The following is a 20,442-nucleotide window of genomic DNA, read 5'->3' as shown; positions in this document are numbered from 1 at the left end:
CAGCAGCCTCGGCTACCGCACGCCCGTCGAATACGAAGCCACACTCGCGGCCTGACCACCACAACGACGGTGTCCGTCAAAGCGGAGCAAGCTCATACACACATCAGGTCGGGCGAGGCCATGGCTCGGGGGCCTTGCCGACATCGGGCGCGCTCAACGCGCGCCGCGGACCAGCCTCCCCGGCCGGGCCCCCGTGTCGACGCCGGCTCGGCGGGTCACCTGGCCGGCCACGATCGTGGCGACGTAGCCCGTTGCGGCCTGGAGCATTCGGCCGCCGCCGGCCGGGAGGTCGTGGACCATTCGCGGTCGGTGCAACGTCAGCGCTGCCAGGTCGATCACGTTCAGGTCGGCGCGTTTGCCCTCCGCCACGACGCCTCGGTCGGTCAGGCCGTAGAGGGTCGCGGTGTCCAGGGTCTGCTTCCGGATCAGGAACTCCAGGGGCAGCCGCTCGCCTCGGGCGCGGTCCCTGGCCCAGTGGGTGAGCAGGAAGGTGGGCTGGGACGCGTCGCAGATCATCGAGCAGTGCGCGCCGCCGTCGGCCAGACCGAAGACGCTCGCCGGGTGGGTGAGCATCTCCCGGATCGCCTCGTGGTCGCCGTCCGAGTAGTTGAACATCGGGACCATCAGCGTGGCCCGCGCGTCGTCGGCCAGTTGCAGGTCGTACAGCGTCGCCAACGGCTCCTCGCCGCGCGCCCGGGCGATCGCCGCCACCGTACGGTCCGGCAGTGGCTCGTAGTCCGGGACCGGATCCATCGGATACATCCGGTCCAGCATGAACTGCATCGCCAGATTCACCGAGTCGCCCGGGATGTTCGGGTCGCTGGGCAGGTCCGCCTCGGCCAGGATCGCCGCCCTGACCTCGGGCCGGGCCAACTCCGCCGCGAACGCCGCAGCGTCCAGCTCACCCGCCATGCGCCGGTCGTCCAGCGCCCGGAAGGTCGGTCGTTTGCTGAACGCGTTGCGCGTGCCGAACCCGGTCAGCATCCCGAACGGCCGCCCCGCGACCTGCGGATGCAGCCGCGCGCCCGCCTCGTTCGCCGCCTGCGACTCGGCCATCAGCTCGCGCCACAACGCCGGCGCCGCGTTTACCTGGAGCAGGGCGAACGACACCGGCATGCCGATCTCGGCGGCGAGTCGGCGCATCCAGGCCACCTCCGAGGCCGGCGCCACGATGTCCTCGCCGGACGAGCCGGTCGGCGCCAGCTCGAACACGGCCCGGCCGCCGGCCGCCATCGCCCGTCCCAGGCCGAAGAGTTCGTCCTCGCCGGCGAACGTGCCGGGCACCGGCTCGCCGCCCATCGCCTTGTGCGCGAGGGTGCGCGACGTGGAGAAGCCCAGCGCGCCGGCCTCGATCGCCTCCTTGACGATCACCGCCATCGCCGCGATGTCCTCGGCCGTGGCCGGCTCGTTGCGCGCACCTCGGTCGCCCATCGCGTACGCCCGTACCGCGCCGTGCGCGATCTGTACGCCGATGTCGGCCGCGAACCGGCGCCCTTCCAGCACGTCCAGGTATTCCGGGAAGGTCTCCCACCCCCACGTCATGCCCTCGGCGAGCGCCGTCCCGGGGATGTCCTCGACGCCCTCCATCAGCCGGATCAGCCAGTCCTCGCGCCCCGGCCGCACCGGCGCGAAGCCCACCCCACAGTTCCCGGAGATCACCGTGGTCACCCCGTGCGACGTGGACGGATCGAGCACCTCGTCCCAGGTGGCCTGGCCGTCGTAGTGGGTGTGGATGTCCACGAAGCCCGGCGTGACCAGGAGCCCGGTCCCGTCGATCGTCTCGGCGGCGTCGCCGTCGAGGGCCGGGTCCGGATCGGTCCCGTCGTGCCGGCGGATCGCGACGATCACGCCATCCCGGATGCCGATGTCACCCACATACCGATCCGCGCCGGTGCCGTCCACGATCGTGGCGTTGCTGATCTTGAGGTCGTAGTGGTCGTAGTGGTCGTACATGTGCGCCTCCCCGGTAACGTGGGCCAGACCGTATGGCTGCGCATTGTGCGAGTCAATATGCGCACTATGCGAAAAGATCGGCAAGACCGGATAAGGTGCCCGCCATGCCCGCACGACCGTCCCCGCAGACCGACCGGCTCGTCTCGCTGATCGACGCGATCGCCGAGCGGCCGACCGACGGACTGACCCTGTCCGAGATCGCCCGCCATCTCGCGGTGACTCCGGCCACCTGCCATCCGATGCTGGCGAGCCTGACCTCCCTCGGCTGGCTGATCCGCCATCCCACCCGCCGTACCTACCGACTCGGCCCGGCCCTGGTCGCGGTCGGCCGGGCGGCGGCACGCGGGCTCGGCGTACTCGACGTCGCCCGCCCGATCATGGGCCGGCTGCGCGACGAGACCGGGCTGACCTGCTTCGCGATGACCCCCGGCGAACACCACGTGGCGATCGCCGAGGTGGTCCGGGCGCCCGGCCCGGAACTGCACCGGCTGAACGTCGGCGCCCAGGCGCCGATCACCCCGCCGCTCGGCATCGGCTACGTGCCCTGGGCCGCCGAGCAGACCGTCCGCCGCTGGCTCGACCAGGCGGACGCTCCGGCCGCGCGCCGCCGGATGGAGCGCGCGATCGACGACGCCCGGCGTCGGGGGTTCGCGATCGAGCAGGTCACCGACGTGGAGACGCGGTTGGGCGAGACGCTCGGCGAACTCGACGAGCACCTGGAGGGGTTGGACACGCTGGGCGCGGGCGCCGCAGCGGCCCGACTGCGCACCCTCCTGGAGGAGATCGCGACCGAGATCGGCGGCAGCTCGGACGGCGGGCAGATCGACGACCTCGATCCGGATCGGGACTACCGGGTGGGCGCGATCAGCGCGCCGGTGCACGACCGGGACGGCGACCTGGTACTGATCCTCAGCCTGCGCGGCTTCGCGCCCCGAACCGACGGTCAGGCGGTGGAGAAGACCGGCCGGCTGCTCGCCGAGGCGGCGGCGGAGGTGACTGCGGCGATCCGCACAGTCGACGCCCCCGCATGACAAAGCCGGTCGGGCCGCTGCCGCGACCCGACCGGCCGTACTGCCGAAACCCGATCAGCCCGCGATCAGTCCTTGTCCTTCGCGCGCCCGTCCGGATTGTCCTGATCGGGGCTGCGCAGGTCGTCCTCGCGGCGCTTGAGGTCCTCTTCCCAGCGCTTGAGCATCTCTTCCTCGTCGTTGCCCGCCGCCGGGACATCGCCCGGCTTGCGCTCGTCCTTGGCCAGCGAGGCCAGGAACTCCGGGTTGTCGTCCGGGGCGAGCTGGCCGCCTCGACCGCGACCGCCGAAGGCGAATCCGCCGCCGCCCGCCGCCTGTGCGCTCTTCTCCCGCCCGGCGACCAGCCAGCCGATCGCGCCGAACAGCGGGAACAGCAGGATGACGAAGACCCAGGCCAGCTTGGGCAGCCCTCTGACCTTACGTTCGTCGGTGGTCAGACAGTCGATGAACGCGTAGATGTCCAGCGCCAAGGGCACCAGAATCATCAGGACCCTGAGCATGTGACGGACTCCTCGGCAGCCGATACGTGGTCTTCCCTCGTCCAGCGTAAACGGTCGGCTCCCCGAACACCGCCGACGCCGGATCGCTCACAACCCGGTGACCTTGCCCGACGCGTGCAGTTCGTACACCAGCGTGACCCGCCGCCGCTCACCCGGGGCCAACCGCAGGTCCCACCGCACGATCCCCTGCGCGTCGACCACGTCCGGCGCCGGCTCCGACAGGTCGTCGCGCACCTTGACCTCGACCGCCGACACCTCCGACACCGGCACCCGCTCGCGCAGTACGACCGGCCCGGGCGGCTCGGCGCCCGGTGCGGCGAGGTGCGACACGAAGACGGTCACCGTACGGGTGACCACCGTGCGCCCGGTGAGCGTGGCCGTCGTCCGCGCCTCGGTCACCTCGCGCACCACCCGGAAGTCGTCCTCGCTTCCGAACGGCAACCGCACCTCCTCGCCCGGCGCGGCGAAGTCGAGCTGCCCGCGCCCGGCGTACCCGCTGCCGCGGACCAGCTCCACCGGGCCCGCGAGGAGTGCGTGGCCGGCGTCGTTGGCGAAGCGGACGACCTGGCTCACGAACGGGGACAGTTCGGGTGAGCAGGCCGCCTCGGGCTCGCACGGCACGGTGAAGGTGGTCAGCCCGACCCGATGCGGCCGGCCGTCGGCGGGCAGCTCCACCGGCGCCGGCGCGGCCAATACCCGAACCTCGCCGCCGTCGTCCACCCCCGGCAACTCGGCCGAAGCCGAAGCCGAAGCCGAGCCCGCCGCCACCGTGCCCACCGTGGCGATGTCCTCCTCACGCAGATCCACCTCGACCTGCTTCCGCTCCTCCTGGCTGCGCTCGCGCAGGGTCAACCGGTCCTCGGCCAGGCTCGGCGGACGCGCCGCCAGGGTCGGCCGCGCGGTGGACAGGGACAACGCCACGTCGGTCCAGTCCTCGCCGGTGCGCTGCCACACCACCGCGTACGACTCGACCTCGATCGACCGCCGATCCGCCGCCAGCGTCGCCCGGTAGGCGGGCCGCCACAGCGCGCACGGCACCAGGTGCACCACCCGCAGTTCGGCCGAACCGGCCCGGTCGGCCTCGATCACCACCTCGACGCTCGCGGTCAGCTCGGTCGGCTCCCGCTCGGCCGCGCTCAACGCCGCCTCCGCGTCGCGCAGTCGGCGGCCCAGCGTGGTCCGCTCGTCGGCCAGCGCGTGCAGTTCGGCGTACCGCTCGTCGGCCTCGGCGGCGAGCCGATCCAGCTCGCCGGCCCAGCGCTCCGGCTCGGCGATACCGAATCCGGTGTTCTCGCCGATCTCCCGGCGCAGGTCCGTCCGGGCCTGTGCGACCAGGCCGAGCCGGGTGCGCAGCCGCTGCTCGCGTCGGGACGACTCCTCCTTGCGCTGGCCCAGTTCGTGGACCAGCCGGCGCAGCTCGGAGGCGTCCGGGCCGGGGCCGCCGGCGGGCTTCGGGGTGTACACCCGGACCACGCGCGCGTCGATCGCGGTCGCGGTGCCGTCGTCCGCGAGCACCTCGGCGCGCAGCGACCGGTCCACCGCGAGCGGGGTCACCGGGCCGATCAGGATCCGCTGTACACCCCGGGCCAGTTCGAGCCGGCCGGACCGGGTCACCTGGGCCCGGTCCTCCAGACACGTCACCGCGGTGATCGGCAGCGGCTCCGGCTTGGGTTCGGCCGGGGCGTGGTGTTCGAGCGTCGACTCGGTCATGTCAGACCCTCCTGTTGCCGCCGACGACGGCCTTCGCTGCCGGGATCCGGATCTCGTAGCCGCCGGTGAGGTTCTTCCGCTCGCCGGGGGCGAGTTCGACGTGCCATACGCGCGCGCCGGGGACGTGTCGTCCGTCGCGCAGTTCGGTGTCCTCCACCCAGCGCGGGGTGCCGGCGTGCTCCTCGATCCTGATGTCCTTGTCGTCGGTGACCGGGACCCGCTCCAGGATGTCCAGGCGGATCGGCCGGGCCAGGTGGTTGACCGCCGCCACCTCGATCCGGTGGTCGAGTACCGCGGTGCCGCCGCGCAGTCCGGCGGTCGACTCGCGCATGTGCGCGTTCCGGGAGACCTGCACGCTCTCCACGACCCCCACGCCGACCCGTTCGCGGGCGCCGGGCGCGAGCGTCGGCAGCGGCACCGTCATCAGGAACTCACCCGCCACCGACACGTCCGCAGGGCCGGCGAGCAGGGCGTGCGCGGAGGCGTTGGCGAGTACGACGGTGCCGAAGACCGCGTCGTCCAGGGCCGGTACACAGACGAACTCGGGTGCCAGGCCGATCTCGATCTCGCACACCGGGATGGTGTGCCACACCCCGTCCGCGGCCACCTCGGCGGGCGCCGCGGTGTCGTAGCGGTAGTCGTACGACCCGGCCGCGTCGCGCGGTGCGAAGGCGTGCTCGGGCAACATCAGGCGGGTGACCTCGTCGGCCCGGCGGCGATACTCCATGGCCGGGCCGCTGGTTCCGGACGACGCGGGGCGCAGCCGGCCCCGGGCCTGCGGGTCGTCCGCGCCGCGCAGTTCGAGCCCCGCGTAGTCGAGCAGGTCGGCGCGCGGCTCGGGGGCGTCCGGCAGCGCGGGTTCGAAGCCCTTCTCGGCGACGAATGCGACCCCCTCCTGCGCTGGCGCGAACCCGGCGACCTCGAACGCGGCGCCGGGCTCGGGCGGGCCGGCGAGTCCGTGCCGCATGCGCTGCCGGTCGGATGCCGCGGCCGGGTGCGGTCCCGGGGCGCCGCCGTAGCCGCCGGATGGCATGGGCGCCGACAGCGGTACCGGCGCCGCGACCACCGGGGTGGGTGGCGGCGCCGGGCGCGACAGCATCCGGTGCTCGGTGTACAGCGTCTCCTCGGCGGCGCCCGCACTCGCCGCCGCCGCCGCGTAGGTCGACCGCTCACGCTCGCGCTCCACCTGCGCCGCCACGTCATATCCGGTGAACAACTCGGCCAGGCCGGTGGGTGGTTCGCGCCAGCCCGGGTGCGCGGGGGCGGTCTGCCGGCGGCCCAGGCGCAGCGACTTGAGTTCGGGCAGGTCGGTGCTTCGGGCCAGGTCGGCGGTGGACAGGCCCAGTCGTACGCCGGTCCAGTCCTCGCCGGTGCGCTGCGCGACGCACGCGCGCAGGATCAGCGTGCCGCCGGTCATCGCCTCGTCCAGACGCAGTTGGTACATCGGCGACCAGCGGGCGCCGGGCACGTGGTACTCCACCGCGAGTTCGACCCGGCCGGCCTCGCCGGTGTGCTCCAGGGTGACCACCGCGCTGCCGGAGACCTGGGCCCGTTCGGTGCGCACCGCGCCGGATCCCGCGTTCAGCCGGGCCCGATACAGCTCGGCTTCCCGTACCGCCTCGCGCAGTTCCGCGTCGCACGCGCCGATCCGCTCGTACAGCGCCGCCGCGCGCGCGTCGGTGAACTCGGCCAGGTCGAGCAGCGCGGACACCGGTGCGTTGCGTGGTGGGTCGCCGCGCTTGACGGTCGGGAGTACGGCCGCCAATCCGGCGATCTCGGCCAGTTCGGCGGCCAGCCGGCCGGCCCGATCGCGCAACGCCCGTACCCGTGACTCGGCCGCCTCCAGGTCGAGCAGCACGCTCGGCAGGGCCGCGTCCTCGACCACCTCGACGTCGACGCCCGGCCGCACGTCGGTCACCCGTAGCGCCACGTCACCCGTACCGTCCGCACCACCCGCCGGCACCCGGGCGCGCAGCCGGTCGCCGTGCGCGGTGAGCGGAAACCCGGTCACCCGTACCCGGATCGGCCCCGGGGGACCCGCCGGCAGCTCGACCTCGCAGTTCCGTACGCACACCGCCCCCACGGCATGGACGACCACCGAACGCAATTCCGAAGCGACCGTGAGCATGTACCCCTCCTGCTCGTCCCTGCCTGTCGTCCCGGCCCGGCACGACGGTCCAAGGTAGCCCGACCGGCCGGGTGCGCGTGCGGGTCCGGCGAGTCCGTATCGGATACTGGCACGCATGGCATACGGGACCTTGCGCGCTTTCCTGAAGGCACTGGAGAAGCGCGGTGACCTCAAGCGCGTGCGCGCCGAGGTCGATCCGCATCTCGAGGTCGGCGAGATCACCGATCGGGTGAACAAGGCCAAGGGTCCGGCGCTGCTCTTCGAGAACGTCAAGGGCAGCTCGATGCCGCTGGCGATGAACGTCTACGGCACCGACGAGCGCATGCTGATGGCGCTCGGGCTGAAGAGCTACGACGAGTTGTCGGAGAAGATCGGCGGGCTGCTCAAGCCGGAACTGCCGCAGGGTTTCGGCGGGATCCGCGAGGCGTTCGGCAAGCTCGGTTCGGTGGTGCACATCCCGCCGAAGAAGATCAAGGACGCGCCGTGCCAGGAGGTGGTGCTCAAGGGCGACGACGTCGACCTGGACACCATTCCGGCGCTGTTCACCTGGCCCGAGGACGGCGGCTCCTTCTACAACCTGGGCCTGACCCACACCAAGGACCCGGACTCCGGCGTGCGCAACCTGGGCCTGTACCGGTTGCAGCGGCACGACAAGCGCACGATCGGGATGCACTGGCAGATCCACAAGGACAGCCGCAACCACTACCAGGTGGCGGCCAAGCGCGGTGAGCGGCTGCCGGTGGCGATCGCGTTCGGCTGTCCACCGGCCGTGACGTACGCCTCTACCGCACCGCTCCCGGGCGACATCGACGAGTACCTGTTCGCGGGCTTCATCGGCGGCCGGCGGATCGAGATGGTGGACTGCGTGAGCGTGCCGCTCCAGGTCCCGGCCGAGGCCGAGGTGGTCCTGGAGGGCTGGTTGACCCCGGGCGAGATGTTGCCCGAGGGCCCGTTCGGCGACCACACCGGCTTCTACACGCCGCAGGAGCCGTTCCCGGCGCTGACCATCGACTGCGTGACGATGCGCGAGAAGCCGCTGCTGCAGTCGATCGTGGTCGGCCGGCCGCCCACCGAGGACGGGCCGCTGGGCAAGGCGACGGAGCGGTTCTTCCTGCCGCTGCTGAAGATCATCGTGCCGGACATCGTGGACTACGACCTGCCCGAGGCGGGCGGCTTCCACAACTGCGCGATCGTCTCGATCGACAAGAAGTACCCCAAGCACGCGCAGAAGGTGATGAGCGCGATCTGGGGTGCGCACATGATGTCGCTGACCAAGCTGATCGTGGTGGTGGACGCGGACTGCGACGTGCACGACTACCACGAGGTGGCGTGGCGCGCGTTCGGCAACACCGACTACGCGCGCGACCTGCTGCTCACCGAGGGGCCGGTGGACCACCTCGACCACGCGTCGTACCAGCAGTTCTGGGGCGGCAAGGCGGGCATCGACGCGACCCGCAAGCTGCCCGAGGAGGGCTACACCCGGGACGGCGGCTGGCCGGAGATGGTCGTGTCGGATCCCGAGACCGCCGCCAAGGTAACCCGTCGTTGGAAGGAATACGGACTGTGACGTCCGCTGCGCTACCCGCTCCCGGGGCACCGTCGGAGGTCGGCCGGATCAAGGCGTTCCTGCGCCTGGTACTGATCGAGCACTCGGTGTTCGCGTTGCCGTTCGCCTACATCGCGGCCTTCACCGCGATGTACGAGAGCAACGAACGCCTGCACTACTGGGAGCTGTTCCTGGTCACCGTGGCGATGGTGGGCCTGCGTACGTTCGCGATGGCCTGCAATCGGATCATCGACCGGGAGATCGACGCACGCAATCCGCGCACCGCGACGCGGGAGTTGGTCACCGGCGCGGTCTCGGTGCGCACCGCGTGGATCGGCGCGCTGGTCGCGCTGTTCTTCTACCTGGTCGCCGCCGCGCTGCTGAATCCGCTGTGCCTGGCGTTGGCGCCGGTGGCGGTGATCCCGATGGTGGTCTATCCGTACGGCAAGCGGTTCACCGACGTCCCGCACGCGATCCTGGGTCTGGCCCAGGCGATCGGCCCGGTCGGTGCGTGGCTGGCGATCACCGGCGAGTGGTCGTGGCAGGCGGTCGTGCTCGGCCTGGCGGTGGGCACCTGGATCGGCGGCTTCGACCTGATCTTCGGCTGCCAGGACGTGGCCGCCGACCGCGCGCACGGCGTCAGGAGCGTGCCGGCCAGGTGGGGCATCGCCGCGGCGCTGAACGCCTCCAAGATCACCCACGTGGTGACGATGGTGCTGTTCGCCTGGTTCGGCGCGGCCACCGGCGCGGGCTTCTTCTGGTGGCTGGGCCTACTGATCGTCGCAGCGGCCTTCGTCTACGAACACTCCCTGCTGGCCCCCGACGACCTGTCCAAACTCAACCGGGCCTTCTTCACGACGAACGGCTTCATCGGCGTGGCGCTGTTCGTCTGCGCGCTGCTGGATCTGGGCGTGCGGGGGCTGCGGCCGTAGGGGATCGGAGAGCTTGTGCCCGGCCGCCCGACTGCCCGGCCGCCCGACTGCCCGGCCGCCCGGCCGCCCGGCCGCCCGACTGCCCGGCCGCCCGACTGCCCGGCCGCCCGGCCGCCCGGCCGCCCGGCCGCCCGGCCGCCCGGCCGCCCGGCCGCCCGACCGCCCGACCGCCCGGCCGTCCGACCGCCCGGCCGTCCGACCGTAGGGCGGGCCCGTTGGTCGGGGGTCGATTCGACCCGGAGCGTGGGATGCTCGTTATCCAGTCCTGGAAGGCCCGAGCCGAGCAGGTGGCCGAGCTGACCATCCCGGGCCACGAGGACGCGATCGAACTTCCGCTGCGCATGCTGCGGTTCTTTCCGGAGGTGGACGGCACCGGTGACGACTCCGACGCTCGATGCGTTGCTGACCTCGGTCCGGAAGCGGGCCTGGCACTTGGAGATGCGGGACGACTACGCCGGTACGTCACCGGCGTTCGTGGCCTGGCAGGCGGGGGTTGTGTACGATCGCGGCCCGGCCGATCGGGCGTGGCATGCCCTGGTGCGTTCGGCCATCGCGCACGGGGCGGAAGTACGCAGGGCCCGGATCGTGTCCGAGCCGATCAGCGACTACATCCGCTACGAGCACGAGGCGACACCGGCGGCGAACCTCGCGGCGGGCGAAGAGGTTCGGTGGCTGCCGCGCCGACAGGCGTCGGATCTCGCCCTGCCGGGCAACGACTTCTGGCTGCTGGACGACGCCGTCATGTTCAACCACTTCACCGGCGACGGCACCTGGACCGGAAACGAAACGGTCACCGATTCGACCGTCGTACAACTCTGCGCGGCAGCCTTCGAAGCAGTCTGGCAACGCGGAACCGACCACCGGAACTACCGCCCCGCCTGAAACCGTCGATCAGTTCGTGGCCACATCAACCGCCTCCGCCGTGCGACAAGCGCGTGAAGCGCTCGGCCCGGGCCTGCGGGAGATTCGCAATCGTGGGCGGTTCGGGCTCGCCATACACGTGGTCGCGGGTGCACTCGTCCGACTGTTGTGCGGACCGCTCACCCGATTCGGGGGCCGACGCGTACGACCCACCGCCGGCGCCGGCAACGCCCCGTGTGCTGAGGCGAGTTCGGCGAATCGGCGGTCTCTTGACCACCCGACGGCAGCACAACACTCTTCGATCACATCGTGATTGATTCGTCACCTAAAGCATCCAACCATTCAATATGGTTGCGTCTCGCGGCTACACACGCCCGCCCGTGTGTACCCGACGGACGACGCGAGGGGGACGCGTGGGATCGACCGTGCCCGCCGACTTGGCGGAGGCGTTGAGCTGGACCGGGGTCCAGTGGCCCGCCATCGACGCGGACGCCCTGGACCGGCTGTCCATCGCGTACAACGTCTACGCGGGCGAGGTCGACAGCGCCCGGATGGACGCCGATGTGGCGGCCACCGAAGTGATGGCCGACAACAGCGGTCCGGCCACGGACGCCTTCGCCGGATACTGGGGCCAGGTCTCGGGCAGCCACCTGGTCGCCGTGTTCAAGGCATCCAAGCAACTGGTCACCGCCTTCACGAACGCCACCACCGAGGTCCGCAACGCACAGACCGAGGCCGAGGGCCAGCTGCGCACCCTCCGCGACAAGATCGCGACACTGCGCGCCGAGGGTCGATTGCCCCCCCGGTAGCCCGATCGGCGACACATACGAGGTCTCCAGCGCCCGCACCGCGCTCACCACCCGCTTCGACGCCATGACCAACAAGGTCGCCGGCCTCCTGCAAACCGCCCACGACCTCGGCGGACTCCAAGCGCTCACCGCCGAGAGCACCCAACTCGGCGAACGCGACATGGAACCCGCCGCGCCCGCACCCCCACCGGCCGACCCCGCCGGATCCGGCGGCCCGATCGTGGCGCCGCAGTCGAAGATCGCCGCCACGCTGGCCCCGAACGGCGGCCACTGATGCCGCCGAAGCCGCCGCCGAAGCCCCCGACCCCACCGACCAAGCCCAACGCGCCCGACCTCACCAAGCCCAACACCCCGGGCGCCCAGCCCCCCAAGGGCCAACCACCAAAGGGCACCGCCCCGCCGGGCAAACCACCCGCCAAGGACACCGAGGGCCCCAGGTTCGACCCACCCGACCAGCCCTCGACACCCAAGCCCGGCAACCCCTTCCTGACCTCGGCACCCGACGGCACTCCCGGTGCGTCCGGCACCTCCTCCTCGCCGTACATGCCCACCATCGCGAGCAGTTCCAAACCGCCCTGGCGCCCACCGGCCCCCGCAGCCCCCGGCGCCAAGACGGTCACCACCCCACAGTCCCTGGAGTCCGCCGCCACGCGCATGGACGCCGCGAGCAAACGCATCGTCGACGCCCAGAACACCCTCCAAAAGGAAACCGCCGGCACCAACCCCTTCGGCAACGACCCCTACAGCGCCAAACTCAAACCTCAATACGAAACCGTCGTCACCACCCACCAACGCGGCACCGCAAACGCCCCCACCCTGGTCACCAAAACCGGCACCGGCCTCCGCAAAAACACCCAACGCACCACCACCAACGACAACACCCAGGCCGACAACTTCCGCAAGACGCCCACCGGCCCGACAGCCAACAAAACCGCAGCCGGAGGTCAGGCCAAACCCCCGCAATCATCCGGAAAAGCCGGTGCCTCAAGGCCCGGCATATCCACCTCCGGTCCGACGAGCGGCCAATCACGATCTCCCGCAGGTCCCTCGGGGGCAGGCAGCGCGGGAAGCGGCGGGCGAGGCGGAGGAGGCGGCAGGCCCGCAGGGCCGGGAAGCGGTGACTTTCGTCGATACGACAGGCCGGGGCCGGAAGGTAATCCGCCGATCCGACGTACCCAGGGTCCAACCGGGCGCGGCGCAACGGGTTATGAGGGGCGCACGACAACCCTGGGACCGAATCAGCCGAGCCAGGTCGAGCGGGACTCGATCATGCGCGAGGCTTCCCAACAGCTCGCGAACGACACACGAGAGGCCGTCGCCCAAGATCCGCAGGTAGGCAAGCGCACACGGCCGACCATGGCCGGTGCCTTCGAACACGACGGAGTGGTCACCAGCCACACGAGCGTGCGTCGGGGTGAGGTCGATATCCACCCGGCCCTGCGCGAACTCTACGATCGCGTGCCCGAGGCGGAGCGAGCCATCGGGCATGGACGTTGCGCGGAGGTGCCATTGTTGTCGGATCGCCTACAGGCCATCGAGGCACAACGCCGAGGGCTGCCGCCGCTCACCCCCGAAGAGGCCCGGGACTACCTCTCCGGTGGTCGGCTGACCACTCACGCCATCAACTATGAAAACGACCCCGCTTTGGCGCCCCATGGCTCATACGTGCCTGCCTGCCGCTCCTGCGCTCGGGTCATCGATTACCTTGGGATCACCCATGTACCCACCGGCGTTTGAGAAGGGAGAACCGTGATGTCCGAGCGTTTCCCCGCTCAAGTCGAGGAAGTCCTCAGGGGCGCCGGCTGGTTCCCGGGGCGAGATGTCTCGGCGAATTTCGAGGACTGGATCGCCGAGACGAATCACCGGCTCGCCGAAATGGAGGGCGATCGGTGTGTCTTTCCCGCGCTGCGCACTGCCTTGGCCGAATTCGGTGGCATTACTGTCCGGCAGGAAGGTCCCGGAGTCTCACTCGGGCGGTTCGACTTCTCGATCGGCGACAACGTATCGGCCGGCGTCATGCCCAAGTCCCTGCTCGAACAAGAAGAAATATACCGGCAGTTCGCCCTCCCATTCGGTCGAACTGCGGATATGGGTGCCAGGCTGTTCATGGGAAGGGATGGCCGGGTCTACCTCGATCACCCGGTCGGCGGGGACTTCCACCTCGGCGCGAATCTCGATGAGGCGCTCGTCGTGCTGGTACGCGGGATCAAAACCGAAGAGGTCGACGTCGGTCATCTCGACGACCAAGACGTTGCGGGCGCCGAGATCCGGCGCAACCCCGAAACCCCCGTCGAGGTACTCGACGGGATTCCGGTGGACTTCCTGCCGGCGACATCCGGGGCTTTGACCATTGCCGATTACGTCTTCAGCCACACCAGCCTGAAAGGTGACGGCGAGCCGAACCTGCACCCGGTGTTGAGGGAGTTCCTCGATGCCCTACCGGTGCGTCTGCTCGAGCCGGGTATCGGCCGTTGCGCGGAAGCCGTTCTCGTATCGGACGCGTTGTGGCACATGCAGGAGGATTGGGGAGACGAACCCATGGACCCTGAATGGGCCTGCGAGTCGTTTCGCCACAACACGGCCGCCGTCACCGTGACCCGGATCCGAGAGTGGGGCGATCCCACGCACGGGACCTTCCAACCGCCCTGCCGCTCGTGCGCCGCCATGCTCGAGTACTTCCACATCGAGGTCGTGCGCACATGACGCAGCTGAACTCCGATGCCCGCCTGCGTCTTGCCGCAGCAGGATGGCAACTCGGCAGCCGGGACGACGAACGGGCTCGCCGGCTACGCTTGGCCGTCGCGACCCACCGCTCGCCCGGCGGCCTGGCGCATACGGCACACCCGGCCGCCGTCGAGGCGTGGGCCCGCTACGCCTCGCTGCGTGTCGAGCAGGACGGCGCGGGTGCCGAACTGGCCCTTCGTACCTTCGCGTTCGATCCGATGGAGGCCATCCACACCGTCCAGGGATGCGCGGCATTCGGAGCGCACGTCGGCCATCGGATGGCGCCCCTCGGCATCCTCGGGGCAGGGGAGGCGTTCCTGCTGATCGACAACACGGGTCGCGTTTTCTCCCGTGACCACACCGGTGACTGGTTCGTCGGCATCGACATCGACGCTGCCATCAACACCCTGACCTCCGGCACGGCCTTCGTACGCGTACGGGAGGACGGCACCTGGTGACGCCGGCGCCGATGCGTCGAGTGCGGCCCGAGTAGGGGTCGGCGCGTCGGATCCGCCTGCCGGGACGCGTCGCTGCCTGGCGGCAATGCCACCCGTGGCTGTGATCGAACCGGCAGGTTTGGGGACTCGTCGGATCAGGCCGTCTTGGTCGGGTCCTCGCCGAAGAGGGATTCCAGGCCGCTGCCGGTGCCGAAGGACTTGAGGATTGCGTTCAGGTCGATGGTGTCGGCTGCGGCCGGGGCCTTGGGGGAGATGGTGCCCTGGAGCTTGGAGTATTTGAGGTCGAGGGTGAACTCGTTGGTGCCGTCGGACTTGTCGTCGGCGGTGACGCGGATCGGGAAGGGCTTGCCGTTGGCGGCCACGTAGATCGTCGTGGTCGTGCCGTCCTCGTCCTTGGTGATCAGCGGGATCACCTTGGTGCCGTTGATCTCGGTGACCGCGCCCTTGGTCGGCTTCGGCTTCGGCTTCGCGGAGTCGGTCGGGTCCGGGGAGTCGTCGGAGGGGTCCCCGGAGCCGAACGGCAGGCCGGTGCCCGCGCCCGGGCCGAAGAGGCCGTCGAGCTTCGGGGCGCTGCCGCCCTTGAAGAAGTCCTTGCCGAGTTTGCCCGCGTCGGAGCCGCCGAACTTGAGGTACTTGCCCTCGACGAGCTTGGCCGCCTCGGTGAACATCTTGGTGAACCGGTCGCCGAGCGCCTTGTCCTCGGGTGACTCCGTCGCGGCCGAGTCCGAGCCCGAACCCGAAGCCGCCTCGGCCTTCTTGCCCAGGTCGATCAGCGCCTGGATCGTGCCGGGCGCGATCCGGACGTAGGCGGTCTTGTCCACGCCGATCACGTCCACGCGCTTGTCGGCCAGGGTGAGGTTGCCCTCGACCTGTTCGCCCGTACCGATCTTGAGGTCCACGCCGAGCGGGGTGTCGTAGGCCTTCCCGGTGCCCTCGACGCGCAGGTTGGCCAGGTCCTTGAAGGCGGCCTGCGCCTTCTTGGCCAGCTCGTCCACGCTCAGGCCCTCGTTGGAGGGGCCCTTCGGGTCGAGCGCGTCGCCGCCATTGGCCGCGACGGTCTTGAGCGGGTCGCCCGACCCCTGTCCACAACCGGCGACCAGCAGGGCCAGCGGTACGGTCAGGGCCGCAGCGGATATCCGGAGCGAGCGCACAGTTGAACTCCCCGTGGAGGAACGATCGAAGACACCACACCAAGCGGGATGCCTACCCGAATCGTAGGCAGCGATGTCCAGCCGATTATCCGATCGGCAGTCCATCGGGCGAGAGCTGCGACACATCGCGCCGACCCGGACGCCGGCGACGCAGCGCCACCGCCGCGAGCATGCCGCCGATCAGCCCGAACAGATGGCCCTGCCACGACACCCCCTCCGCGAGCGGGGTCAGCCCCATCGCGAACGAGCTGCCGTAGAAGCCCAGTACGGCGAACCCGATCAGCACGTCGACCACCCGCCGGTCGGCGAAGCCGCGCACGATCAGGTAGCCGAACAGGCCGAAGACCAGGATGCTCGCCCCCGCCGTGTTCGACCCCGAAGGTGCGGTCAGCCACACCCCGAAGCCGCCGACCAAAATGATGGCGAGCAATACCACCAGGAATCGGGCGATCCCGCGCAGCGCGGCCAGGAAGCCGAGCAACATCAGCGGGAACGTGTTGGACACGATGTGCCCGGTGCCGAAGTGCAGGAACGGCGCGGTGAGGATGTCGGGCAGCTCATCCGTCCGCCGCGGCGTCAGCCCGTACGTCAGCAGCGAGTCGTCGGTCGTGTAGTTGATCACCTGGACCACCCAGATGGCGCCGATCAGTACGGCGGTGATCAGGGCCGCGTCACGGACTCCCGACACGGATATTCGGGACGACATGCGCACCCCTCCCCTGCGGTAGGCGCTACCGCTCCGAAGCCACAATAGGAGGCATGTACGACGAGCGGAGCAGTACGCGGGGACGACGGCCGTGGATCGTCGGCGTGTCGGGGGCCTCGGGCACGCCCTACGCCGCGGCGGTGTTGCGCGGACTGCTGGACGCGGGTGCGGAGGTGGACCTGGTGGTCAGCCGCGCCGCCCGGCTCACCCTGATCGACGAGACCGGCATCGCCTTCCGCGACGCGCACTGGCGGACCGACCTGGCGGCCTGGACCGGGCTCGACGACGCGGCGCTCGACCGGGTGCGCTACTGGGCGGCCGGCGACCTGGCCGGGGGACCGGCCAGCGGGTCGTATCCGGCCCGGGGCATGGTCGTCGTCCCGGCCAGCACCGCCTCGGTCGCGGGCATCGCGCTCGGCCTGTCCAAGGACCTGCTCCAGCGCGCCGCCGACGTGACGCTCAAGGAGCGCCGCCCACTCGTGGTGGTGCCGCGCGAGACCCCCCTGACCGGCACCACGCTGCGCCACCTGGTCCGCCTCGACGACGCCGGCGCGGTGATCCTGCCGGCCTCCCCGGCGTTCTACGCGGGGGCCCGGGACGTACAGCGCCTGGTCGACTTCGTCGCGGGCAAGGCGCTGGACGCGCTCGGCGTCGCACACACCCTCTACCGCCGCTGGGACGGCGAACTGGGTGGCGCCCGACGCGACGAGGTGGGCGGATGAGAGACAGCCGAGCCCGCACGACCGAAGAAACCAAAAAGGCCCCCGTGAACACGGGAGCCTTGGCGGTTCGGGTCGGGTCTGCCGAGGTGATCAGCGACCGGACTTGCGGCGGCCGACCAGACGCTTCACACGCTTCAGCGTGCTCGACGGCTGGGTGGCACGTGAGCGTTCCGCGATCGCTTGCAGTTCCTGCATGTGTGCGCGGGCCATCTCCAGGGTGTACACGGTGTCGTCTCCCCACGAATCGTCATCGGAGGCTGGTGGCTTCCGATGCCTTTGATTCTAAGGGTTAGAATCAAAATCGTCCAATGAATTACAGGCCCTGCTGGGGTTTGCACCTTTGTCATGTCGCAGACCCCTGCCGGCCCCCCGGTGGACACCATCGATTACCTGGAGGAAACGGACATGGATGCCGTCGACCGCAAGCTGATCCAGGCGCTGCGCGGCAACGGGCGGGCGTCGTACGCGGAGTTGGGCCGACTCGTCGGCCTGTCCGGTCCGAGCGTCACCGATCGCATCAACCGGCTCGAACAGGCCGGCGTGATCACCGGCTACCGGGCCTCCGTCGACCCGGTCTCGCTCGGCCTCGGGGTCACCGCGCTGATCGGGATCCAGCTCTCCGACGCGGCCGACCACGACGACGTCAGCCGCCGGCTGCGCGACCTGGACGAGATCGAGGACTGCTGGTTCATCGCCGGCGACGACTCGTTCATGCTCAAGGTCCGGGTCTCCGACATGGAGGGCCTGGAGAACGTGGTCCGCCGGCTGTCCGGCACCCGCGGCGTCGCGCGTACCCGCACCACCGTGGTGCTCTCCACCAAGTGGGAGTACCGCGCGGCCGAACTCCCCGAGCCCACCGAGTAGTCGGCCGAACCCGCAGCGCCCGAACCGGCTGCGCCCGGAGCGGCCTCGGCCGGCACCCTCGCAGGCTCTCGTAGGCTGACGGCCATGACGAATCTGGTGACTCTCGAGGACCTCCGGGCCGCACAGAAGCGGATCGCGGGCACGGCCGTACGCACCCCCCTGCTGCCGTCCCTGCACGGTGCCGCCGATCGTCCGCTGTGGCTCAAGCCGGAGAGCCTGCAACCGATCGGCGCGTTCAAGATCCGCGGCGCGTACAACGCGATCGCGGCCCTGACCGACGCCGAGCGCTCGCGCGGGGTCGTCGCACACTCCAGCGGCAACCACGCGCAGGCGGTCGCCTACGCGGCCCGCCTGTTCGGCGCCAGGGCGGTGATCGTGATGCCGGACACAACGCCGCGGATCAAGATCGACGCGACCCGCGCACTGGGCGCCGAGGTGGTCATGGTCACCCCCGACCGCCGCGACAGCGCCGCGGCGGAGTTGGCCGAGGAGCACGGCTACGCATTCGTCCCGCCCTACGACGACGCCCGGATCATCGCCGGCCAGGGCACCGCGGGCCTGGAGATCATCGAGGACCTGCCCACCGCGGACACCGTGCTCGTCCCGGTCAGCGGCGGCGGCCTGATCTCCGGCATCGCCGCCGCGGTCAAGCTGACCAGCCCGCACACCAAGGTGATCGGCGTCGAGCCCGAACTGGCCGCCGACGCCGCCGAGTCCTTCCGGACCGGCGTACGCACCACCTGGACCACCGGGCAGACCTACCGCACCATCGCCGACGGACTGCGTACCACCTCGGTCGGCGTGCTGCCGTTCGCCCACATCCAGGCGTACGTGGACGACATCGTCACGGTGAGCGAGGACCAGATCCGCGAGGCGATGCGCTTCCTGGCCCGGCGCGCCCGACTGGTCGCCGAACCCGCCGGCGCCGTGGCCACCGCCGCCTACCTCTTCCGCGCCGACGTACTGCCCGCCGGCCGCGCCCACGTCGCCGTGGTCAGCGGCGGCAACGTCGACCCCGCGCTGTTCGCCGAAGTGCCGGCCGGGTGACGAGCGGGTGACGGCCCGAGCGGACGGCGGACACACCGGGCGTAACCTCGTACGAGCCGTGCAGCGGCAACCGAGAAGAACCAGAGGGAGTGTGCCGGGACATGGACGCGGGCTTGCGCAAGGAGATCGAGGACAAGGTTTTCGCCGGGGAGCGACTGAGCCGTGAGGACGGCATCGCGCTCTACGCGAGCGACGACCTGGCGTGGCTCGGCGGGCTCGCGCACCACGTGCGGACGGTGAAGAACGGCGACAAGGTCCACTTCAACGTCAACCGCCACCTCAACATGACCAACGTGTGCAACGCGTCCTGCGCCTACTGCTCGTTCCAGCGCAAGCCGGGCGAGAAGGACGCGTACACGATGCGCATCGAGGAGGCCGTGCGACTCGCCAAGGAGATGGAGCCGGACGGCATCACCGAGCTGCACATCGTCAACGGCCTGCACCCCACCCTCCCGTGGCGCTACTACCCCAGGTCGCTCAGCGCGCTCAAGGAGGTGCTGCCGAACGTCGCGCTCAAGGCGTTCACCGCGACCGAGATCCACTGGTTCGAGAAGATCTCCGGCCTGTCCGCCTCGGACATCCTCGACGAGCTGATGGACGCGGGCCTGGAGTCGCTCACCGGCGGCGGCGCGGAGATCTTCGACTGGGAGGTCCGGCAGCACATCGTCGACCACGACACGCACTGGGAGGACTGGTCGCGGATCCACCGCCTGGCCCACTCGAAGGGCCTCAAGACCCCCAGCACGATGCTCTACGGGCACATCGAGGAGCCGAAGCACCGGGTCGACCACGTGATCCGGCTGCGCGAACTCCAGGACGAGACCGGCGGCTTCCAGGTCTTCATCCCGCTGCGCTACCAGCACGACTTCCACGACAGCCGGGACGGCGTGGTGCGCAACCGGCTCCAGGCCCGGACCACCATGGCCACCGGTGCCGAGGCGCTCAAGGTGTTCGCGGTCTCCCGGCTGATGTTCGACAACGTCCCGCACGTGAAGTGCTTCTGGGTCATGCACGGCCTGGCCACCGCGCAACTCGCGCTCAACCACGGCGCGGACGACCTGGACGGCTCGGTCGTGGAGTACAAGATCACCCACGACGCGGACGACTTCGGCACGCCGAACAAGATGACCCGCGACGACCTGCTCGACCTCATCCGGGACGCCGGTTTCCGGCCGGTCGAGCGCAACACCCGGTACGAGACGCTGCGCGAGTACGAGGGCCCCGACCCGGCCCGCCGCGACACGCCGCAGCCGATGAAGCTCTGACGCCCGTCCGGGTCGGTGGGAACGGGGCACTGGGGAGT

Annotated in this window: 20 protein-coding genes; 13 read left to right on the top strand and 7 right to left on the bottom strand. The window is 70.5% G+C overall.

What is annotated here, in order from left to right:
- Positions 1–153: 153 nt before the first annotated feature.
- Positions 154–1,953, bottom strand: coding sequence for an N-acyl-D-amino-acid deacylase family protein (locus tag ABIA38_RS23905; RefSeq protein WP_424640824.1), 1,800 nt, complete (start codon positions 1,951–1,953; stop codon positions 154–156).
- 104 nt (positions 1,954–2,057) lie between these two features.
- On the opposite strand from ABIA38_RS23905, the gene ABIA38_RS23900 reads away from it, so the two are divergent.
- A complete protein-coding gene (locus ABIA38_RS23900; RefSeq protein ID WP_424640823.1) occupies positions 2,058–2,984 on the top strand; it encodes an IclR family transcriptional regulator in 927 nt (308 codons plus the stop codon).
- A gap of 65 nt (positions 2,985–3,049) precedes the next feature.
- Here ABIA38_RS23900 and ABIA38_RS23895 read toward each other — a convergent pair whose 3' ends face one another.
- The 3 genes from ABIA38_RS23895 to ABIA38_RS23885 all read right to left on the bottom strand — a co-directional run bounded on the left by ABIA38_RS23895 (position 3,050) and on the right by ABIA38_RS23885 (position 7,319).
- Positions 3,050–3,481 carry a PLD nuclease N-terminal domain-containing protein gene (locus tag ABIA38_RS23895; RefSeq protein ID WP_424640822.1) on the bottom strand — a complete coding sequence of 144 codons (432 nt, stop codon included), beginning with the start codon at positions 3,479–3,481 and terminating at the stop codon, positions 3,050–3,052.
- Between the two features lie 87 nt (positions 3,482–3,568).
- A complete protein-coding gene (locus tag ABIA38_RS23890) occupies positions 3,569–5,191 on the bottom strand; it encodes a mucoidy inhibitor MuiA family protein (RefSeq protein WP_424640821.1) in 1,623 nt (540 codons plus the stop codon).
- A gap of 1 nt (position 5,192) precedes the next feature.
- Positions 5,193–7,319, bottom strand: a complete 2,127-nt coding sequence (locus ABIA38_RS23885; RefSeq protein ID WP_424640820.1) for a DUF4139 domain-containing protein — start codon at positions 7,317–7,319, stop codon at positions 5,193–5,195.
- Between the two features lie 115 nt (positions 7,320–7,434).
- Here ABIA38_RS23885 and ABIA38_RS23880 point away from each other — a divergent pair, with 115 nt between their 5' ends.
- From ABIA38_RS23880 to ABIA38_RS23845, 8 genes are all read left to right on the top strand, one after another.
- Positions 7,435–8,886, top strand: a complete 1,452-nt coding sequence (locus tag ABIA38_RS23880) for a menaquinone biosynthesis decarboxylase (RefSeq protein ID WP_424640819.1) — start codon at positions 7,435–7,437, stop codon at positions 8,884–8,886.
- Positions 8,883–9,797: a menaquinone biosynthesis prenyltransferase MqnP gene (gene mqnP, locus ABIA38_RS23875; RefSeq protein ID WP_424640818.1), complete on the top strand. Its 915-nt coding sequence runs from the start codon at positions 8,883–8,885 to the stop codon at positions 9,795–9,797. The genes ABIA38_RS23880 and mqnP overlap by 4 nt, the downstream gene beginning before the upstream one ends.
- Positions 9,798–10,172: 375 nt before the next feature.
- Positions 10,173–10,679, top strand: coding sequence for a DUF6879 family protein (locus ABIA38_RS23870; RefSeq protein WP_424640817.1), 507 nt, complete (start codon positions 10,173–10,175; stop codon positions 10,677–10,679).
- Between the two features lie 392 nt (positions 10,680–11,071).
- Positions 11,072–11,467, top strand: a complete 396-nt coding sequence (locus tag ABIA38_RS23865) for a hypothetical protein (protein WP_424640816.1) — start codon at positions 11,072–11,074, stop codon at positions 11,465–11,467.
- Positions 11,468–11,531: 64 nt separating this feature from the next.
- Positions 11,532–11,741, top strand: a complete 210-nt coding sequence (locus tag ABIA38_RS23860) for a hypothetical protein (RefSeq protein ID WP_424640815.1) — start codon at positions 11,532–11,534, stop codon at positions 11,739–11,741.
- Between the two features lie 269 nt (positions 11,742–12,010).
- Entirely contained in the window at positions 12,011–13,204 is a 1,194-nt protein-coding gene (locus ABIA38_RS23855; RefSeq protein WP_424640814.1) for a YwqJ-related putative deaminase, read from the top strand.
- Between the two features lie 15 nt (positions 13,205–13,219).
- The gene (locus ABIA38_RS23850) at positions 13,220–14,170 is read left to right on the top strand and encodes an SUKH-3 domain-containing protein (RefSeq protein WP_424640813.1); all 951 of its coding nucleotides are present in this window, start codon (positions 13,220–13,222) and stop codon (positions 14,168–14,170) included.
- Entirely contained in the window at positions 14,167–14,649 is a 483-nt protein-coding gene (locus ABIA38_RS23845) for an SUKH-3 domain-containing protein (protein WP_424640812.1), read from the top strand. The genes ABIA38_RS23850 and ABIA38_RS23845 overlap by 4 nt, the downstream gene beginning before the upstream one ends.
- A 134-nt stretch (positions 14,650–14,783) precedes the next feature.
- On the opposite strand, the gene ABIA38_RS23840 is transcribed toward ABIA38_RS23845, so the two are convergent.
- Together ABIA38_RS23840 and ABIA38_RS23835 are read right to left on the bottom strand one after the other, a co-directional pair.
- A complete protein-coding gene (locus ABIA38_RS23840) occupies positions 14,784–15,800 on the bottom strand; it encodes a hypothetical protein (RefSeq protein WP_424640811.1) in 1,017 nt (338 codons plus the stop codon).
- An 85-nt stretch (positions 15,801–15,885) separates the two neighbouring features.
- A complete protein-coding gene (locus ABIA38_RS23835; RefSeq protein WP_424640810.1) occupies positions 15,886–16,506 on the bottom strand; it encodes a rhomboid family intramembrane serine protease in 621 nt (206 codons plus the stop codon).
- 53 nt (positions 16,507–16,559) lie between these two features.
- On the opposite strand from ABIA38_RS23835, the gene ABIA38_RS23830 reads away from it, so the two are divergent.
- Complete coding sequence (locus tag ABIA38_RS23830; protein WP_424640809.1) at positions 16,560–17,228, top strand: UbiX family flavin prenyltransferase; 669 nt, start codon at positions 16,560–16,562, stop codon at positions 17,226–17,228.
- A gap of 90 nt (positions 17,229–17,318) precedes the next feature.
- On the opposite strand, the gene ABIA38_RS23825 is transcribed toward ABIA38_RS23830, so the two are convergent.
- On the bottom strand, positions 17,319–17,453 hold the full coding sequence (locus ABIA38_RS23825) for a hypothetical protein (protein ID WP_424640808.1): 135 nt from the start codon (positions 17,451–17,453) through the stop codon (positions 17,319–17,321).
- A gap of 180 nt (positions 17,454–17,633) precedes the next feature.
- On the opposite strand from ABIA38_RS23825, the gene ABIA38_RS23820 reads away from it, so the two are divergent.
- The 3 genes from ABIA38_RS23820 (at position 17,634) to mqnE (ending at position 20,404) form a co-directional block, all read left to right on the top strand.
- The gene (locus ABIA38_RS23820) at positions 17,634–18,092 is read left to right on the top strand and encodes an Lrp/AsnC family transcriptional regulator (RefSeq protein ID WP_026219445.1); all 459 of its coding nucleotides are present in this window, start codon (positions 17,634–17,636) and stop codon (positions 18,090–18,092) included.
- A gap of 84 nt (positions 18,093–18,176) precedes the next feature.
- On the top strand, positions 18,177–19,139 hold the full coding sequence (locus ABIA38_RS23815; protein ID WP_424640807.1) for a threonine ammonia-lyase: 963 nt from the start codon (positions 18,177–18,179) through the stop codon (positions 19,137–19,139).
- A 101-nt stretch (positions 19,140–19,240) separates the two neighbouring features.
- On the top strand, positions 19,241–20,404 hold the full coding sequence (gene mqnE, locus ABIA38_RS23810) for an aminofutalosine synthase MqnE (RefSeq protein WP_424640806.1): 1,164 nt from the start codon (positions 19,241–19,243) through the stop codon (positions 20,402–20,404).
- Positions 20,405–20,442 lie beyond the last annotated feature (38 nt).

Source organism: Embleya sp. AB8, assembly GCF_049739465.1.
GTDB lineage: Bacteria > Actinomycetota > Actinomycetes > Streptomycetales > Streptomycetaceae > Embleya.
The sequence above is the reverse complement of the archived record's forward strand: the minus strand, read 5'-3'. Positions and strand labels throughout refer to the sequence as shown.

Coding starts and splice junctions, on each gene's coding strand:
- ABIA38_RS23845 (WP_424640812.1), top strand. CDS start 14,167: ATGACGCAGCTGAACTCCGATGCCCGCCTGCGTCTTGCCGCAGCAGGA.
- ABIA38_RS23850 (WP_424640813.1), top strand. CDS start 13,220: ATGTCCGAGCGTTTCCCCGCTCAAGTCGAGGAAGTCCTCAGGGGCGCC.
- ABIA38_RS23860 (WP_424640815.1), top strand. CDS start 11,532: ATGACCAACAAGGTCGCCGGCCTCCTGCAAACCGCCCACGACCTCGGC.
- ABIA38_RS23905 (WP_424640824.1), bottom strand. CDS start 1,953: ATGTACGACCACTACGACCACTACGACCTCAAGATCAGCAACGCCACG.
- mqnE (WP_424640806.1), top strand. CDS start 19,241: ATGGACGCGGGCTTGCGCAAGGAGATCGAGGACAAGGTTTTCGCCGGG.
- ABIA38_RS23885 (WP_424640820.1), bottom strand. CDS start 7,319: ATGCTCACGGTCGCTTCGGAATTGCGTTCGGTGGTCGTCCATGCCGTG.
- ABIA38_RS23880 (WP_424640819.1), top strand. CDS start 7,435: ATGGCATACGGGACCTTGCGCGCTTTCCTGAAGGCACTGGAGAAGCGC.
- ABIA38_RS23890 (WP_424640821.1), bottom strand. CDS start 5,191: ATGACCGAGTCGACGCTCGAACACCACGCCCCGGCCGAACCCAAGCCG.
- ABIA38_RS23855 (WP_424640814.1), top strand. CDS start 12,011: ATGCCCACCATCGCGAGCAGTTCCAAACCGCCCTGGCGCCCACCGGCC.
- ABIA38_RS23820 (WP_026219445.1), top strand. CDS start 17,634: ATGGATGCCGTCGACCGCAAGCTGATCCAGGCGCTGCGCGGCAACGGG.
- ABIA38_RS23895 (WP_424640822.1), bottom strand. CDS start 3,481: ATGCTCAGGGTCCTGATGATTCTGGTGCCCTTGGCGCTGGACATCTAC.
- ABIA38_RS23830 (WP_424640809.1), top strand. CDS start 16,560: ATGTACGACGAGCGGAGCAGTACGCGGGGACGACGGCCGTGGATCGTC.
- ABIA38_RS23835 (WP_424640810.1), bottom strand. CDS start 16,506: ATGTCGTCCCGAATATCCGTGTCGGGAGTCCGTGACGCGGCCCTGATC.
- ABIA38_RS23815 (WP_424640807.1), top strand. CDS start 18,177: ATGACGAATCTGGTGACTCTCGAGGACCTCCGGGCCGCACAGAAGCGG.
- ABIA38_RS23900 (WP_424640823.1), top strand. CDS start 2,058: ATGCCCGCACGACCGTCCCCGCAGACCGACCGGCTCGTCTCGCTGATC.